This window comes from Pseudomonas sp. FBF18 (assembly GCF_024261405.1).
In the GTDB taxonomy this organism is placed as follows: Bacteria; Pseudomonadota; Gammaproteobacteria; order Pseudomonadales; family Pseudomonadaceae; genus Aquipseudomonas; species Aquipseudomonas palmensis.
In genome coordinates, this window is the sequence record NZ_QKRS01000019.1 from 56,869 (window position 1) to 74,129 (window position 17,261).

Here is a 17,261-nt window from a genome sequence, read left to right on the forward strand (position 1 = left end):
AACGGAATTGGTCCGCGAATGAGGAACATGCTGGCAGATTTACGGTCATAAGGCCGCGATTGTGTGCTGGCTTGCTCGGAAAAACTGCCAATTTAACATATTGGCGCCTTGCCCAAAATCCCCGCCGTTGTTAGAGTTTGCCGCACTTTTTTACCCACGCGTTGCCTAGGGTCACTTTCCCATGTTCAAGAAACTGCGTGGCATGTTTTCCAGCGATCTTTCCATCGACCTGGGCACTGCCAACACCCTTATTTACGTGCGTGAGCGCGGTATCGTCCTGAATGAGCCTTCGGTTGTGGCCATTCGTACTCACGGCAACCAGAAAAGTGTCGTCGCTGTCGGCACCGAGGCCAAGCGCATGCTCGGCCGTACGCCCGGCAACATCGCTGCCATTCGTCCGATGAAGGACGGCGTGATCGCCGATTTCAGCGTCTGCGAAAAGATGCTGCAGTACTTCATCAACAAGGTTCACGAAAACAGTTTTCTGCAGCCCAGCCCTCGCGTGCTGATCTGCGTTCCGTGCAAGTCGACCCAGGTAGAGCGCCGCGCCATTCGCGAGTCGGCCCTCGGTGCCGGTGCCCGTGAAGTGTTCCTGATCGAAGAGCCGATGGCCGCCGCCATCGGTGCCGGCCTGCCGGTCGAGGAAGCCCGTGGTTCGATGGTCGTCGATATTGGTGGTGGTACCACCGAAATCGCACTGATCTCCCTCAATGGTGTGGTGTACGCCGAATCCGTGCGTGTGGGTGGCGACCGTTTCGACGAGGCCATCGTCACCTACGTGCGCCGCAACTACGGCAGCCTGATCGGCGAGTCCACCGCCGAGCGTATCAAGCAGGAAATCGGTACTGCCTACCCGGGCGGCGAAGTGCGTGAAGTCGACGTACGCGGCCGCAACCTGGCCGAAGGCGTGCCACGTGCCTTCACCCTGAACTCCAACGAAGTGCTCGAAGCCCTTCAGGAATCGCTGGCGACCATCGTGCAGGCGGTCAAGAGCGCCCTGGAGCAATCGCCACCGGAGCTGGCTTCGGACATCGCCGAGCGCGGCCTGGTGCTGACCGGTGGTGGTGCGCTGCTGCGCGACCTGGACAAGCTGCTGGCCCAGGAAACCGGCCTGCCGGTGATCGTCGCCGAAGACCCGCTGACCTGTGTCGCCCGTGGCGGCGGTCGCGCGCTGGAGATGATGGACAAACACACCATGGACCTGCTCTCCAGCGAGTGATTTGCTGACCGCCCACCCCGTCCCCCGGTTTACAGGTAGCGCCCACAGTGCTACCTGTATGTGCTGGTGGCGCGTGTGGGCGTCGTTTCCATCCATCCTGCAAGCAGGCCGGTGCGTTGCCGTATGAATGACCCCCTGAATCTTCGAGGAGCGGCCTATTAAACCGCTTTTCGCCAAAGGCCCTTCGCTGGGCGTGCACCTGCTTGTGCTGGTTGTGCTGTCTATCGCCCTGATGGTGGTGGACGCCCGCTTTACCTTGCTCAAGCCGCTGCGCAGCCAGATGGCGCTGGTGCTGATGCCTTCCTATACCATCAGCGACTTCCCGCAACGCATGTGGCAGGGCGTGGCCAGCCAGTTCGGCAGCCGCACCGAGCTGATCGCCGAGAACGAGAAACTCAAGACCGAAGCCTTGCTGCTGCAAGGTCGCCTGCAGAAGCTGGCGGCCCTGACCGAGCAGAACGTGCGCCTGCGCGAGTTGCTCAACTCCTCGGCACTGGTCAACGAGAAGGTCGAGGTGGCCGAGCTGATCGGCGTCGACCCCAACCCCTTTACCCACCGCATCCTGATCAACAAGGGCGAACGCGACGGCGTGGTGCTGGGCCAGCCGGTGCTCGACGCCCGTGGCCTGATGGGCCAGGTGGTCGAGCTGATGCCGTACACCTCGCGGGTGCTGCTGCTCACCGACACCACCCACAGCATTCCGGTGCAGGTCAACCGCAACGGCCTGCGCGCGATTGCCAGTGGCACCGGCAATCCCGAACGCCTGGAACTGCGCCACGTGGCCGACACCGCCGACATCAAGGAAGGCGACCTGCTGGTCAGTTCCGGCCTGGGCCAGCGCTTCCCGGCTGGCTACCCGGTGGCCACGGTGCGCGAGGTGATCCACGACTCCGGGCAGCCGTTCGCCATCGTGCGGGCGGTGCCGACCGCGGCGCTCAACCGCAGCCGCTACATGCTGCTGGTGTTTTCCGACAGCCGTACCCCCGAACAGCGCGCCGCCGATGCCGCGCAGGCTCAGGAAGCGGCTGATCGCCAGGCGCAGAGCCCGATCGATGGCAGCATGCCGGCTGCCGCGCCGGGCACACCTGCCGCACCCGCTGCGCCGGGCACGCCTGCGCCAACCCCTGCACCTGCTCCTGCCGCCGCGCCCGCTGCCCCTGCAGCCGCCCCGGCCACTTCTCGGGAGAGACACTGATGAGCAGTACCCGTAGCCGCAACGGTTGGGTGGTCTGGTTGACCTTCCTGATCGGCCTGCTGCTGAGCGTGTGGCCCACGCTGCCGTTCATGGAGATTTTCCGTCCGCTGTGGCTGGCCCTGCTGCTGGCCTTCTGGACGCTGCACCTGCCGCACAAGGTCGGCATGACCACCGCATTCGTGCTGGGGCTTGCCGAGGACGTGCTGTACGGCACGCTGCTGGGGCAGAACGCCCTGGTGCTGGTGCTTATCACCTTCCTGGTGCTGTCGCTGCAGCAGCGCCTGCGCATGTTCCCCATGTGGCAGCAGAGCCTGGTGATTCTGGTGATCTTCGGCCTGGCCCAGCTGGTTCAGCTGTGGCTCAGCGCCCTGACCGGCAACCGCCAGCCGACCCTGGCGCTGGTGTGGCCGGCGGTGATCAGTGCGCTGCTGTGGCCCTGGATCAGCTTCGCCTTGCGCGGCCTGCGCCGACGCCTGAGTATCAACTGATTCGCGTTGCCCACCGACGCTGACACGGAGACGTCACATGACCCCGCTGTACCTGGCCTCTGGTTCGCCACGCCGACGTGAGCTGCTCTCCCAGATCGGCGTGCCGTTCACCCCGGTGGCCGCCAGCATCGATGAAACCCCTCTGGATGCCGAACCGGCTGACGCCTATGTCGAGCGCCTGGCGCGCGAGAAGGCGGCTGCCGGCCTGGCGGTGTTGCGCGCCAGCGGCGTGGAAGGGCACCTGGCGGTACTGGGCGCCGACACTGCGGTGGTGCTCGACGGGCAGATCCTCGGCAAGCCGCAGGGGCAGGCCGACGCCCTGGCCATGCTGGCCGCATTGTCCGGACGCGAGCACGACGTGCTGACGGCAGTGGCGGTGACCGATGGCGAGCGCTGCCTGAGCGTGAACGTTGCCAGCCGCGTCAGCCTGCGCCCCATCAGCCCCGAACAGGCCCTGGCCTACTGGGCCAGCGGCGAGCCGCAGGACAAGGCCGGCAGCTATGCGATTCAGGGCCTGGCGGCAATTTTCGTCAAGGCGCTGCAGGGCAGCTACTCGGCGGTGGTCGGCTTGCCGCTGAGCGAAACCGCCGAGCTGCTGGAGCAATTTGCCATTCCCTGCTGGCAAGGCCTGCCGCCCCGTTGAGCGAGGAACTGTCCGTACCCCTTTAATTGCTCGCCAGCGACCGCCGGGCAATCCATCATTAGCTGAAGACCTTTGACGAGAGCCTGCCATGAGTGAAGAGATTCTGATCAATATCACGCCGATGGAATCACGCGTGGCGGTGGTGGAGAACGGTGTTCTTCAAGAGGTGCACGTCGAGCGCACCCAGCGGCGGGGCATCGTCGGCAACATCTACAAGGGCAAGGTGGTGCGGGTGCTGCCCGGCATGCAGGCGGCGTTCGTCGACATCGGCCTGGAGCGCGCGGCGTTCATCCACGCCTCGGAAATCTCCCAGCGCGAAGGCGCCAGTGTCGAGACCATCAGTGCCCTGGTGCACGAAGGCCAGAGCCTGGTGGTGCAGGTGACCAAGGACCCGATCGGCTCCAAGGGCGCACGCCTGACTACCCAGCTGTCGATCCCGTCGCGCTATCTGGTGTACATGCCGCGTACCAGCCATGTGGGCATCTCGCTGAAGATCGAGGACGAAGGCGAACGCGAGCGGCTCAAGCAGGTGGTCACCGACTGCATCGCCCAGGAAAACATCCAGGACGCCGGCGGGTTCATCCTGCGCACCGCGGCCGAGGGCGCCGGCGCCGACGAGATCGTCATGGACATCCGCTACCTGCGTCGCTTGTGGGACCAGATCGGGGCCCAGATCAAGACCGTTGGCGCACCCACCGAAATCTACGAAGACCTGGGCCTGGCCCTGCGTACCCTGCGCGACCTGGTCAACCCCAAGATCGAGAAGATCCGCATCGATTCACGGGAAACCTTCCAGAAGACCACGCAGTTCGTCGCCGAGCTGATGCCGGAAATCGCCGACCGCCTGGAGCATTACCCGGGGGAGCGGCCGATCTTCGACCTGTATGGCGTCGAGGACGAGATCCAGCGCGCCCTGGAGCGCAAGGTGCCGCTCAAGTCCGGCGGCTACCTGGTGGTCGACCCGGCCGAGGCGATGACCACCATCGACGTCAACACCGGGGCCTTCGTCGGCCACCGCAACCTCGAAGAGACCATCTTCAAGACCAACCTGGAGGCTGCCACGGCGATTGCCCGCCAGCTGCGCCTGCGCAACATCGGCGGCATCATCATCATCGACTTCATCGACATGGAAGACGAAGAACACCAGCGCCAGGTGCTGCGTACCCTGGAAAAACAGCTGGAACGTGATCACGCCAAGACCAACATCATCGGCATCACCGAGCTGGGGCTGGTGCAGATGACCCGCAAGCGCACCCGCGAAAGCCTTGAACAGGTGCTGTGCGAACCATGCGCCAGTTGCCAGGGCCGCGGCAAGCTGAAGACCCCTGAGACCATCTGTTACGAAATTTTCCGCGAGATCCTGCGCGAGGCCCGCGCCTACCAGGCCGAAGGCTACCGGGTGCTGGCCAACCAGAAGGTGGTGGACCGCCTGCTCGACGAGGAATCGGGCAACGTGGCGGAGCTGGAGGCATTCATCGGGCGAACCATCCGCTTCCAGGTGGAGTCCATGTATTCCCAGGAACAATACGATGTGGTGCTGCTCTGACTCGCGTTGAAACCTACCCTGCGCTGGAAAACTGCGCGTACCGGGCCATAGTTAACGGACCACACGGGGAGCCCTTGCCATGGAGCGTCTGATCCGCGTTCTGGGCATCTTGACCCGTTGGGGGCTTGGCCTGTGCGCCTTGCTTGCCGTGCTGGTGGCGTTGTACGTCAGCCTTGGCCGCGAGCTGGTGCCACTGGTTGCCGAGTACCGCGCCGAGGTGGAGCAGAAGGCCGAGGCCGCACTGGGCATGCCGGTGCATATCGGTGCCCTGGAAGGCCGCTGGAGCGGCCTTGCGCCGGTGTTGCGCGTGCGCGACGTGCAGCTGGGCGAAGGCGCCGGCGCCTTGCGCCTGGACGAGGTCAAGGTGGTGCCTGACCTGTGGGCCAGCCTGATGCAGCGTCAGGTCCGCCTGGCCCAGGTCGAACTGGGCGGCCTGCAACTGAACCTGCACGAAGATGAAAACGGTCACTGGAGCCTCAAGGGTCTTCCGGTGCAGGACGATCAGCCACTGGATGTACAGCAGTTGCTCGAACGCAGCCAGGTGGTGGCGAAGGTGTCGGTGCTCGACAGCCAGGTGACCCTGGAGCCGTTCGCGCATGAGCCGATGACCCTGACCTATGTGAGCCTCGGGCTGCAGACCGGCAGCGTGCGCCAGCGCCTGGATGCGCGCCTGACCCTGCCCGACGGCCAGCCGATGAGCCTGAGCCTGCGCAGCCGCGTGCGCGCCGACCAGTGGCGCGACGGTGCGGTGGATGCCTACCTCAGCCTGCCACAGAGCGACTGGGCCAAATGGGTGCCGGCGCGGCTGCTGGGCCCGTACACGGCCAGCGAACTGCGTGCCGGTGGCGAGGCCTGGGTAGGGTGGGGCAAAGGCCAGTTGCAGACCGCGACGCTGCGCCTCAACGCGCCGCAGCTCAAGGGTGCGCATGCCGGTCGCAAGGCGGTAAAGGTCGAGAACCTGGCGCTCAATGCCTGGTTCAGGCGCAGCGACAAGGGCTTTGACGTGGTGCTCGATTCCCTGGCCATGAGCCTGGGCGACACCCGCTGGGAATCCCACGTTCAACTCAGGCAGAGCGCCGCCACCGAGCCGGCCGATGAAATGTGGGCAATCCAGGCCGACCGCCTCGATTTGACCCCGCTGACCCCGCTGATCCAGGCGCTCGCGCCGCTGCCGGAGGCGGGCATGGCCGTGGTCGAGGGCCTCAAGGTCACCGGCGGCCTGCGCAATGTGCGCCTGGACGTGCGGCCCAGGGCCGAAGGCGATCAGCGCCTGAGCTTTGCAGCCAACCTGGACCGCGTCGGCTTCAATGCCTACCACGGCGCCCCCGCTGCCGGGAATGTCAGCGGCAGCATCAGCGGCGACCTGGGCCAGGGCGAGCTGCGCCTGGACACCGACAAGTTCATGCTGCACCTGACGCCGATCTTCGCCGACCCCTGGCATTACCTGAAGGCCAATGCACGCCTGACCTGGCGACTGGACTCCGAGGGTTTCACCCTGGTTGCGCCGTACCTGAAGGTGCTGGGTGACGAGGGCAGGATTGCCGGCGACTTCCTGATCCGGCTGCTTTTCGACGATGCACGCGAAGACTACATGGACCTGCGTGTGGGCCTGGTCGACGGCGATGGCCGCTACACCGCCAAGTACCTGCCCGAAGTGCTCAGCCCTGCGCTGGACCACTGGTTGCGCACCGCAATCCTCAAGGGCGCGGTGGATGAAGGCTACTTCCAGTACCAGGGCTCGCTGCACCACGGCGCGACCCCCGAGTCGCGCAGCATCAGCCTGTTCTTCAAGGTGCATGACGCCGAGCTGGACTTCCAGCCCGGCTGGCCCCACGTGAGCAAGGTCGATGGCGACGTGTTCATCGAGGACACCGGTGTGCGGGTCAAGGCGCGCAGCGGCCAGTTGCTCGGCACCCGGGTGCGCAATGTGGACGTGAACATTCCCCATGTGAACGAAGGCGAGCATACCCACCTGTACCTGGACGGAGAGTTCGACGGGCGCCTGGCCGACGGGGTGAAGATCCTGCGGGACGCGCCGATCGGTACCGGCCCGACCTTCGCCGGCTGGGAAGGCGAGGGCCCGCTGCAGGGCAAGCTCAAGCTCGATATCCCCCTGGAGCACGGCCAGCAGCCCAAGGTGCTGGTGGATTTCAGCACCGAACAGGCGCGCCTGAAGCTGAGTGAACCGCCGCTGGAGCTGAGCCAGTTGAACGGCACTTTCCGCTTCGACTTCGACAAGGGGCTCAGCGGCCAGAACATCACCGCGCGCGCCTTCGACAAGCCCATCAGCGCACAGATCTTTGCCGAGGGGCAGCCTGGGCAACTGCAGACCCGTATCGCCGCCAAGGGCCAGATCGCCTTGAAGGCGCTGACCGACTTGCTGAAATTCACCCAGCCCTTGCCAGCCTCCGGAGAAATCCCCTACCAGTTGCAGGTCAGTGTCGGTAGCCGCGAAAACCAGCTGAGCATCGACTCTACCCTCAAGGGCCTGAAAGTGGACCTGCCGGCGCCGTTCGGCAAGGCGGTCAGCGAAACCCGGGCCACGCAGTTCAAGATGAACCTGCAAGGGCCGCAACAGCGCTTCGATGTGGCCTACGCCGACGTCGCCAGGCTGGCCTATGCCGCGCCTGCCGGCAAGCTCGGCCAGGGGCGCGGTGAGCTGCTGCTGGGCAACGGCACGGCGCAACTGCCGGCCGGTCAGGGCCTGCGGGTGCGTGGCCGGCTCGCCCAGCTGGACATTGAGCCCTGGCAGAAGCAGTTCGAGCAGATGGCCGGTGACGATCCGGGCGGCAATGCCCGGCAGGTGCTCAACAGCGTGGACGTGAGCATCGGCCAGCTCAAGGGCTTTGGCCAGACCCTCAACCAGGCAGTGGTACGCCTGGACCGCGGGAGCAACTTCTGGAACCTGCGCCTGGACAGCAAGGAGGTCATCGGCACGGCCCGCCTGCCCGATGCCAAGGGCGCCCCGATCGTGATCAACCTGCCGACCCTCCACCTGCCGCCGTCCGACCCGGCCGACGCCAGCGCAGTGGACGGACCGGACCCGCTGGCCGATGTCGACCCGCGCAAGATCCCGGCGATCGACCTGAGCATCGGCAGGCTGTTCCTTGGCGATGATCTGCTCGGCAGCGTCGCGCTGAAAACCCGTCCCACCTCCAAGGGCGTGGCCCTGAACGACCTGGACCTGAACCTCAAGGGCCTGGCGATCGATGGCACCGCCACCTGGGAAGGCACGCCGGGGCGCAGCGACAGCTGGTACAAGGGGCGCCTGGAAGGCAAGAACCTGGCCGATGTGCTGACCGCCTGGGGCTTCGCGCCGACGGTGACCAGCCGAGACTTCCGCCTGGACGTGGACGGACGCTGGCAGGGGTCGCCGGCCTGGGTCAGCCTCAAGCACTTCTCCGGCAACCTCGATGCCTTGCTGCGCAAGGGGCAGTTCGTCGAAGTGGAAGGCGGAGCGCAGGCCTTGCGCGTGTTCGGCCTGCTCAATTTCAACTCGATCGGCCGGCGCCTGCGCCTGGACTTCTCCGACCTGCTCGACAAGGGCCTGAGCTACGACCGGGTCAAGGGCCTGCTGGTGGCAAGCGAGGGGGTGTATGTGACGCGCGAGCCGATCACCCTGACCGGCCCGTCCAGCAACCTCGAGCTTGATGGCACCCTGGACATGGTTCGGGACCGGGTCGATGCGACCTTGCAGGTGACCTTGCCGGTGACCAACAACCTGCCCCTGGCGGCGCTGATCGTGGGCGCGCCAGCGGTGGGCGGGGCGCTGTTCCTGGTGGACCGGCTGCTGGGGGATCGGGTGGCGCGCTATGCCAGTGTGCATTACCGCGTCGAGGGCCCGTGGAAAGAGCCTAAGATTAGCTTTATCAAACCTTTCGAGAAGTCGCGCTAGAACATGGACATGACGTCAGCGGTTATTCAGATGGTCAGCCAGGACGATGTGCCGGGCAACCTGGCGCGGGCCCGTGCCCTGCTGGAGCGGGCTGCCGAAGGGGGCGCGCGGCTGGCGGTGCTGCCGGAAAACTTCGCTGCCATGGGCCGGCGCGACAGCGCCGCCATCGGCCGGGCCGAGGCGCTGGGGGAGGGGCCGATCCTGCCATGGTTGAAACAGGCGGCCCGCGACCTCAGGTTATGGATTGTAGCGGGCACCTTGCCGCTGCCGCCGCTCGACCGGCCCGAGGCCAAAGCCCATGCCTGCTCCCTGCTGGTCGACGAGCACGGCGAGCAGGTGGCCCGCTACGACAAATTGCATCTGTTCGATGTGGATGTGGCCGACAACCGTGGGCGCTACCGCGAGTCGGACGATTATGCCCACGGCGCGCGGGTGGTGGTGGCCGATACCCCGGTGGGGCGCCTGGGCCTGAGCGTGTGCTACGACCTGCGCTTTCCCGAGCTGTACAGCGCGCTGCGTGCGGCCGGAGCCGAACTGATCAGTGCACCGGCAGCCTTTACTGCAGTAACCGGTGCGGCCCATTGGGACGTGCTGATTCGCGCCAGGGCCATAGAGACACAGTGTTACGTATTGGCGGCCGCCCAGGGCGGCACGCACCCGGGGCCACGGGAAACCCATGGCCATGCCGCCATCGTCGACCCCTGGGGGCGTATCGTTGCCCAGCAGGCCAGCGGTGAAGCGGTGCTGCTGGCGCCCCGCGACAGCAGCGAACAGGCGTCCATTCGGGCGCGGATGCCGGTGGCCTCGCACCGGCGCTTTTTTTCGCAGGACGCATTGCGGCCTGCGCACACCTCGGAGTGACTATGAGCGAGTTGTTATCCACTGTCAGCGATCACCTGCTGGCGCCGGGCGGCCTGACCCTCGACAGCCTGCAATCGGTGCTGGGCGAGTTGGCCGGGCCGGGAATCGACGCCGCCGACCTGTACTTCCAGGGCCAGATTTCAGAGTCCTGGGCGCTTGAAGACGGCATCGTCAAGGAAGGCAGCTTCAACCTCGACCAGGGGGTCGGGGTACGCGCCCAGTCTGGTGAAAAGACCGGCTTTGCCTACAGCAACGCGATCAACCTCGAAGCCCTGACTTCCGCTGCACGCGCCGCGCGCTCCATTTCCCGCGCCGGTCAGAATGGCAGCGTGCAGGCCTTCAAGAGCCAGGACGTGACCGCGCTGTATGCGCCGGGCAACCCGCTGGATGTGCTCAGCCGCGCCGAGAAGGTCGAGCTGCTCAAGCGTGTCGACGTGGCCACGCGTGCCCTGGACCCGCGTATCCAGCAGGTCAGCGTTAGCATGGCCGGGGTGTGGGAGCGCATTCTGGTGGCCGCTGCCGATGGCAGCCTGGCGGCCGACGTGCGGCCGCTGGTGCGCTTCAACGTCAGTGTGATCGTCGAGCAGAATGGCCGTCGCGAACGTGGCGGGCATGGCGGCGGCGGGCGCACCGACTACCGCTACTTCACCGACGAGCGGGTGATGGGTTTTGCCCGCGAGGCGCTGCGCCAGGCACTGGTCAATCTCGAGGCCATTCCGGCACCGGCCGGCACCTTGCCGGTGGTGATGGGCGCCGGGTGGTCCGGTGTGCTGCTGCACGAGGCGGTCGGGCATGGCCTGGAGGGCGATTTCAACCGCAAGGGCAGCTCGGCCTACAGTGGCCACCTGGGCGAGAAGGTCGCGTCCAGCCTGTGCACCATCGTCGACGACGGCACCCTCGAAGGGCGCCGCGGTTCGTTGAGCGTGGATGACGAAGGCACCCCGACCGAATGCACCACACTGATCGAGAACGGCATTCTCAAGGGCTACATGCAGGACAAGCTCAATGCCCGCCTGATGGGCATGGCAGTCACCGGCAACGGGCGGCGCGAGTCGTATGCGCACCTGCCGATGCCACGCATGACCAACACCTACATGCGCGCCGGCGAAAGCGACCCGGCGGAGATCATCGCCTCGGTCAAGCGTGGCATCTACTGCGCCAACCTCGGCGGTGGCCAGGTGGACATCACCAGCGGCAAGTTCGTGTTCTCCACCAGCGAGGCTTACCTGATCGAAGACGGCAAGATCACCGCGCCGGTAAAGGGTGCGACGCTGATCGGCAACGGCCCCGAGGCCATGAGCCGGGTGTCGATGGTCGGCAACGACCTGTCGCTGGACAGTGGTGTGGGCACCTGTGGCAAGGATGGGCAGTCGGTGCCGGTGGGCGTTGGCCAGCCGACCCTGAAGATCGATGCGATCACCGTGGGTGGCACGGGCGCATGAGCATGAAACCGGGCGGGCAGGGTGCCTGCCCGGTGGCGAGAATCAGCGCAGGCCGCGCTGGATTTCGTCGAGGTCGCGGATGTACTTGAAGATCTTGCGGCTGGCGGTGGGCGCCTTGTTGCGCGCCAGCTCGTGCTGGGCCTGGCGGATCAGCGAGCGCAGCTGCTGGCGATCGGCGTCCGGGTACTCCTGGACGAACTTCTCCAGTACGTCGTCGGTGCCGCCGATCAGCCGGTCGCGCCAGCGTTCGAGGTTGTGGAAGCGTTCGTTGTACTGGCGCGAAGAGGCGTCGAGCTGGTCGAGCAGCGCGAGGATCGCGTCGATGTCCTGGTCGCGCATCAGCTTGCCGATGAACGACTTGTGACGGCGCTTGGCTTCGTTCGCGGTGTGCCGCTTGTGCTCTTCCAGGGCCGCGCGCAGTTCGTCGGTCAAGGGCAGTTTGGCCAGGATATCGGGCTTGAGCGTGGTAAGGCGCTCGCCCATATCAACCAGCGCCTGCATCTCGCGCTTGATTTGGGTTTTGCTTTTTTCGCCGTCGAAGGCGGTGTCGTAAGAATCAACCATGGGGGCAGTCCGCTGAGAATCGCCGCCATGATAACCAGTCGGGGGCCGCTTGTCCGGTCCGGTCGTAGATTGACCCGAGCCGAACGCAGAATTTGAGTGGAGAAAACCATGAGTGCAGTCCAGAGCGTAGGTCCGCAGGCCCTGCCGGCGTTGCAGGAACAGGTCGAACAGATCATCGCCGAAGCCCGGCGCCAGGGCGCCAGCGCCTGCGAAGTGGCCGTATCGCTGGAGCAGGGGTTGTCGACCTCGGTGCGCCAGCGCGAGGTGGAGACGGTGGAGTTCAACCGCGACCAGGGCTTCGGCATCACCCTGTATGTGGGCCAGCGCAAGGGCTCGGCAAGCACCTCGGCCAGTGGCAGCGATGCCATCCGCGAAACCGTGGCGGCGGCCCTGGCCATCGCCAAGCACACCTCCGAGGACGAATGCTCGGGCCTGGCCGACCCGGCCCTGATGGCCCGTGACCTGCAGGATTTCGACCTCTATCATGCCTGGGACATCACCCCCGAGCAGGCCATCGAAAAGGCCCTGGCCTGCGAAGCCGCGGCGTTCGACACCGATGCCCGCATCAAGAACGCCGATGGCACCACACTCAGCACCCACCAGGGATGCCGGGTGTACGGCAACAGCCACGGCTTCATCGGTGGCTACGCCTCCACCCGCCACAGCCTGAGCTGCGTGATGATCGCCGAAGGTGACGGGCAGATGCAGCGTGACTACTGGTATGACGTGAACCGCCAGGGCGAGCTGCTGGCCGATCCGCAGAGTATCGGGCGTCGCGCTGCGCAGCGTGCGGCGGCGCGCCTGGGCGCACGTCCGGTGCCGACCTGCGAGGTACCGGTGCTGTTCTCGGCGGAGTTGGCCGGCGGGTTGTTCGGCAGTTTCCTGTCGGCGATTTCCGGCGGCAACCTGTACCGCAAGTCGTCGTTTCTGGAAGGCTGCATGGGCCAGCGCCTGTTCCCCAGCTGGCTGACCCTGGACGAGCGGCCGCACCTGCAGCGTGCCCTGGGCAGTGCCTCGTTCGATGGGGACGGCCTGGCGACCTATGCCAAGCCGTTCGTCGAAAATGGCGAGCTGGTGTCGTATGTGCTGAGCACCTATTCCGGACGCAAGCTGGGGCTGCCAAGCACCGCCAACGCCGGTGGCGTGCACAACCTGTTCGTGACGCATGGGGTCGAAGATCAGGCTGCATTGCTGCGCCGCATGGGGCGCGGGTTGCTGGTGACCGAGCTGATGGGGCATGGCTTGAACATGGTGACCGGTGACTATTCGCGCGGCGCAGCGGGGTACTGGGTGGAGAACGGCGAGATCCAGTTTGCGGTTCAGGAAGTCACGATTGCCGGCAACATGAAGGACATGTTCCAGCAGATTGTCGCTATCGGCAACGATCTTGAAACCCGTAGCAATATTCACACAGGCTCGGTGCTGATCGAGCGCATGACGGTCGCCGGCAGCTGACACCGCCGGCCTGTGCGCGGTCCCCGTAGGCGCCGGCGTTGCCGGCGAAGGGGCCACCTCAGGTTACACATCGAAGCCCGGCCCCGTGCCGGGCTTTTTGCTTTTCGCCTTTGGTCGCACTTGAACTGATTCTAATTATCACTTAATAATGACTATCATTATCTAGGCGATGATGTTCATGAGACCTGTCCTTCACGAATTGCCCTACCTCGAAAACTGGCGCTGGCTGAGCCGGCGAATTCGCTGTGCCCTCGAGCCCGACGAGCCGCGCCTGATCGAACACTACCTGGCCGAAGGTCGCTACCTGGTCTGCTGCACCGAGACCTCGGCCTGGACCGTCGCCTTGACTTCCTTCCGCCTGCTGCTCGACACCGCGTGCGACCGCATGCTGCCGTGGCATTGGCGTTGCTTGTGCCTGGACCAGGCCTGGAAGCCGCTGCTGCAGCTGCGCAAGCTCGACGGCGGCGAGCACGGCCAGCGCTGGCAGCCCTTCGCCCTGCAACTGGCGAACTGCACGCTGCTGCCTTCGATTTCTTTCGCTGAACTGATGCAAGGACTTGATGATGAGTAATACCCGTATCGAGCGTGACAGCATGGGTGAGCTGCAGGTGCCGGCCGAGGCCCTGTATGGCGCCCAGACCCAGCGCGCGGTGAACAACTTCCCGATCAGCCAGCAGCGCATGCCGACCCAGTTCATCCGGGCCCTGCTGCTGGCCAAGGCCGCCGCCGCCAAGGCCAACGTCGAGCTGGAGCAGATCAGCCAGGCACAGGGCGCTGCCATCGTCACCGCCGTGGAACAGTTGCTGGCTGGCGATTTCATGCAGCACTTCCCGGTCGACGTGTACCAGACCGGCTCCGGCACCAGCTCCAACATGAATGCCAACGAGGTGATCGCGACCCTGGCCAGCCGTGTGCTGGGCGACACGGTAAACCCCAATGACCATGTCAACTGCGGCCAGAGCAGCAACGACATCATCCCCACCACCATCCACGTGAGCGCCGCGCTGGCCCTGCACGAACAACTGCTGCCGGCGCTCAGGCACCTGGTGCAGGTGATCGAGCACAAGGCCGAGCAGGTGCACCCGTTCATCAAGACCGGTCGCACCCACCTGATGGACGCCATGCCCGTGCGCATGAGCCAGGTGCTGGGCGGCTGGGCGGCACAGGTCAAGGCGGGCATCGGTCACCTGAACGACACCCTGCCAAGCCTGCAGGCCCTGGCCCAGGGCGGCACTGCGGTGGGCACCGGGATCAACGCCCACCCCGCGTTCGCCGCGCGTTTCAGCCAGCAACTGAGCGGCCTGACCGGGGTGCAGTTCGTGCCGGGGGAAAACCTGTTTGCCCTGATCGGCTCGCAAGACACCGCCGTGGCTGTTTCCGGCCAGCTCAAGGCCACCGCCGTGGCCCTGATGAAGATCGCCAACGACCTGCGCTGGATGAACTCCGGCCCGCTTGCCGGGCTGGGCGAGATCGAGCTTGAAGGGCTGCAGCCCGGCTCCTCGATCATGCCGGGCAAGGTCAACCCGGTGATTCCGGAAGCCACCGCCATGGTGGCCGCGCAGGTCATCGGCAACGATGCGGCCATCGCCGTGGCGGGCCAGTCGGGCAACTTCGAACTGAACGTGATGCTGCCGATCATTGCGCAGAACCTGCTGGGCAGCATCGAGCTGATGGCCAATGTGAGCCGTCTGCTGGCCGACAAGGCCATCGCCACCTTCAAGGTCAACGAACCCAAGCTCAAGGAAGCCCTGGCGCGCAACCCGATCCTGGTGACCGCGCTGAACCCGATCATCGGCTACCAGAAGGCTGCCGAAATCGCCAAGACCGCCTACAAGCAGGGGCGCCCGATCATCGAGGTTGCGCTGGAACACACCGACCTGCCGCGCAGCCAGCTGGAAGTCCTGCTCGACCCTGAAAAACTCACGGCCGGCGGTATCTGACACCGCCCACCGCTTCGGAGGTTTCTGTCATGCAGCATTGGAAACGCACCACTGAAATAGCCAACCGCCTGTTCCAACAGGGCGATCTGGTGGATGCCCGCGAGTTGTACTTGCAGGCCCTGGCCTTGGCCCAGGTGTTGTTCGAGCGCTGGCAGGACGCCGACGAGGCGGTGGCCGCCTGTGTGATTTCGCACCACAACCTGGCCGACCTGCATTTGCGCCTCAAGCAGCCGCAGGAGAGCGCCGAGTACCTGTGCGCCATCCACCAGCGCCTGTTGCAGGCCAGCCAGGATCAGCGCCTTTCGCCGTTGCTGCGCGATGCGGCGCTGCGCCAGAGCAGCAAGACCTACACCGAACTGCTCAATTTCATCAGCGAGTATGGCCAGTACCCCCGTACCGAACGCCTGCTCTACCGCCAGGGGGCGCAGCCGGCACTGTTTGCCGGCCAGGAACAACTACAGCCCCCAGCCCTTCATTATGGAACCCACTGATATGCCGCATACCTTGCCTGCATTGCCGTACGCCTACGATGCGCTGGAACCGCACATCGACACCCAGACCATGCAGATTCACCACAGCAAGCACCACCAGACCTACATCAACAACCTCAATGCCGCCATCGAGGGCACTGAATACGCCGAGTGGCCGATCGAGCAGCTGGTCGCCAGCGTCAAGAGCCTGCCGCAGAATCTGCAGGCCGCAGTGATCAACCAGGGCGGCGGGCATGCCAACCACAGTCTGTTCTGGACGGTGATGGCGCCCGGCGGCGGCGGTCAGCCCCACGGCGCAGTGGGCGAGGCGATCGATGACCAGCTGGGCGGTTTCGAGGCATTCAAGGACGCCTTCACCAAGGCTGCGCTGACCCGCTTCGGCAGTGGCTGGGCGTGGCTGAGCGTAACGCCGCAGAAAACCCTGGTGGTAGAGAGCAGCGGCAACCAGGACAGCCCGCTGATGAATGGCAATACGCCCATTCTTGGCCTGGACGTGTGGGAGCATGCCTACTACCTGCTGTACCAGAACCGTCGCCCCGAATACATCGGCGCCTTCTACAACGTGATCAACTGGTCCGAAGTAGAGCGTCGCTACGTTGCTGCCCTGGTGTGAGTCCTAGCGGCATGCGCTCGGAGGTGATGGCCATTGGCGGTGTGCGCCTGTTCAGGTTGGCGCTGGGCACACTGCTGCTGTTGGTGGGGACGGCGTTGCTGCTGGTACAGGGCTTCGCCTGGCTGGACCTGGAACCGCGGATGTTGCGTGCGCTTGAGGGCGGGGCCATGTGTGCGCTGGGCACCGCCCTGGGCGCAGTGCCGGTGTTGGTGATTCGCAGCATGCCGGTGGCCGTGGCCGATACCCTGATGGGGTTCGGCGCAGGCGTGATGCTGGCCGCCACGGCGTTTTCGTTGATCATCCCGGGGCTGGACGCCGCACAGGCGGTCGGCTTCGGCAAATGGGGGGTAGGTGGCCTGATCAGCTTCGGCCTGCTGTTCGGTGCGTTCTGCATCTACCTGGTGGACCGCAGGGTCTCGGGCGCAACACCGGACGACCTGGTCGCCGTGCCCGGCAGGCCGGTGATTCCGGCGCGCATCTGGGTGTTCGTGATTGCCATCATTGCCCACAACATCCCCGAAGGCATGGCCATCGGGGTGTCGGCCGGTGGCGGCATGCCGGATGCCGACAGCCTGGCCATGGGTATCGCCCTGCAGGATGTGCCAGAGGGGCTGGTGATCGCGCTGGTGCTGGCTGGAGCGGGGATGGGCCGTTTCAAGGCGTTTCTGATCGGCGCGGCATCCGGGCTGGTGGAGCCACTGGCGGCGGTGCTGTGCGCGTGGGTGGTGAGCGTCGCCGAACTGATGCTGCCGCTGGGCCTGGCTTTCGCTGCCGGGGCCATGTTGCTGGTGGTGACCCAGGAGATCATTCCCGAGTCACGCAGCAACGGCAATCATCGCCTGGCCAGCCTGGGGCTGTGCATCGGGTTCTGCCTGATGATGGTGATGGATACCGCGTTGTCCTGAAGCG

The 17,261-nt window shown here is 65.4% G+C and carries 15 protein-coding genes; 14 read left to right on the forward strand and 1 reads right to left on the reverse strand.

Annotated features, from left to right (window positions below):
• The first annotated feature begins 181 nt into the window (after positions 1–181).
• From mreB to tldD, 8 genes are all read left to right on the forward strand, one after another.
• On the forward strand, positions 182–1,219 hold the full coding sequence (mreB, locus tag DN387_RS22750) for a rod shape-determining protein MreB (RefSeq protein WP_008371426.1): 1,038 nt from the start codon (positions 182–184) through the stop codon (positions 1,217–1,219).
• Positions 1,220–1,376: 157 nt separating this feature from the next.
• Positions 1,377–2,414: a rod shape-determining protein MreC gene (gene mreC, locus DN387_RS22755; RefSeq protein ID WP_080922886.1), complete on the forward strand. Its 1,038-nt coding sequence runs from the start codon at positions 1,377–1,379 to the stop codon at positions 2,412–2,414.
• The gene (mreD, locus tag DN387_RS22760; protein ID WP_043862475.1) at positions 2,414–2,902 is read left to right on the forward strand and encodes a rod shape-determining protein MreD; all 489 of its coding nucleotides are present in this window, start codon (positions 2,414–2,416) and stop codon (positions 2,900–2,902) included. The genes mreC and mreD overlap by 1 nt, the downstream gene beginning before the upstream one ends.
• 37 nt (positions 2,903–2,939) lie before the next feature.
• Positions 2,940–3,545, forward strand: a complete 606-nt coding sequence (locus DN387_RS22765; protein WP_043862474.1) for a nucleoside triphosphate pyrophosphatase — start codon at positions 2,940–2,942, stop codon at positions 3,543–3,545.
• 88 nt (positions 3,546–3,633) lie between these two features.
• On the forward strand, positions 3,634–5,091 hold the full coding sequence (gene rng, locus DN387_RS22770) for a ribonuclease G (RefSeq protein ID WP_043862473.1): 1,458 nt from the start codon (positions 3,634–3,636) through the stop codon (positions 5,089–5,091).
• Between the two features lie 79 nt (positions 5,092–5,170).
• Positions 5,171–8,986 carry a YhdP family protein gene (locus tag DN387_RS22775; RefSeq protein WP_054916384.1) on the forward strand — a complete coding sequence of 1,272 codons (3,816 nt, stop codon included), beginning with the start codon at positions 5,171–5,173 and terminating at the stop codon, positions 8,984–8,986.
• Positions 8,987–8,995: 9 nt separating this feature from the next.
• A complete protein-coding gene (locus tag DN387_RS22780) occupies positions 8,996–9,847 on the forward strand; it encodes a carbon-nitrogen hydrolase family protein (RefSeq protein ID WP_054916383.1) in 852 nt (283 codons plus the stop codon).
• A gap of 2 nt (positions 9,848–9,849) precedes the next feature.
• Positions 9,850–11,289 (forward strand): metalloprotease TldD, encoded by a 1,440-nt coding sequence (gene tldD / locus DN387_RS22785; RefSeq protein WP_043862470.1) that lies wholly within the window; start codon positions 9,850–9,852, stop codon positions 11,287–11,289.
• 42 nt (positions 11,290–11,331) lie between these two features.
• Here tldD and yjgA read toward each other — a convergent pair whose 3' ends face one another.
• On the reverse strand, positions 11,332–11,853 hold the full coding sequence (yjgA, locus tag DN387_RS22790; RefSeq protein WP_043862469.1) for a ribosome biogenesis factor YjgA: 522 nt from the start codon (positions 11,851–11,853) through the stop codon (positions 11,332–11,334).
• A 108-nt stretch (positions 11,854–11,961) separates the two neighbouring features.
• Between yjgA and pmbA the strand changes: the two genes are divergently transcribed.
• The 6 genes from pmbA to DN387_RS22820 all read left to right on the forward strand — a co-directional run bounded on the left by pmbA (position 11,962) and on the right by DN387_RS22820 (position 17,257).
• Complete coding sequence (gene pmbA / locus DN387_RS22795; RefSeq protein ID WP_043862468.1) at positions 11,962–13,308, forward strand: metalloprotease PmbA; 1,347 nt, start codon at positions 11,962–11,964, stop codon at positions 13,306–13,308.
• Positions 13,309–13,477: 169 nt separating this feature from the next.
• Positions 13,478–13,879: a hypothetical protein gene (locus DN387_RS22800; protein ID WP_043862467.1), complete on the forward strand. Its 402-nt coding sequence runs from the start codon at positions 13,478–13,480 to the stop codon at positions 13,877–13,879.
• Positions 13,872–15,248 carry a lyase family protein gene (locus DN387_RS22805; RefSeq protein WP_043862466.1) on the forward strand — a complete coding sequence of 459 codons (1,377 nt, stop codon included), beginning with the start codon at positions 13,872–13,874 and terminating at the stop codon, positions 15,246–15,248. The genes DN387_RS22800 and DN387_RS22805 overlap by 8 nt, the downstream gene beginning before the upstream one ends.
• Before the next feature lie 29 nt (positions 15,249–15,277).
• Positions 15,278–15,739, forward strand: a complete 462-nt coding sequence (locus DN387_RS22810; protein ID WP_043862465.1) for a hypothetical protein — start codon at positions 15,278–15,280, stop codon at positions 15,737–15,739.
• A 1-nt stretch (position 15,740) separates the two neighbouring features.
• Positions 15,741–16,352, forward strand: a complete 612-nt coding sequence (locus DN387_RS22815) for a superoxide dismutase (protein WP_043862464.1) — start codon at positions 15,741–15,743, stop codon at positions 16,350–16,352.
• Between the two features lie 11 nt (positions 16,353–16,363).
• The gene (locus DN387_RS22820; RefSeq protein ID WP_054916382.1) at positions 16,364–17,257 is read left to right on the forward strand and encodes a ZIP family metal transporter; all 894 of its coding nucleotides are present in this window, start codon (positions 16,364–16,366) and stop codon (positions 17,255–17,257) included.
• Positions 17,258–17,261 lie beyond the last annotated feature (4 nt).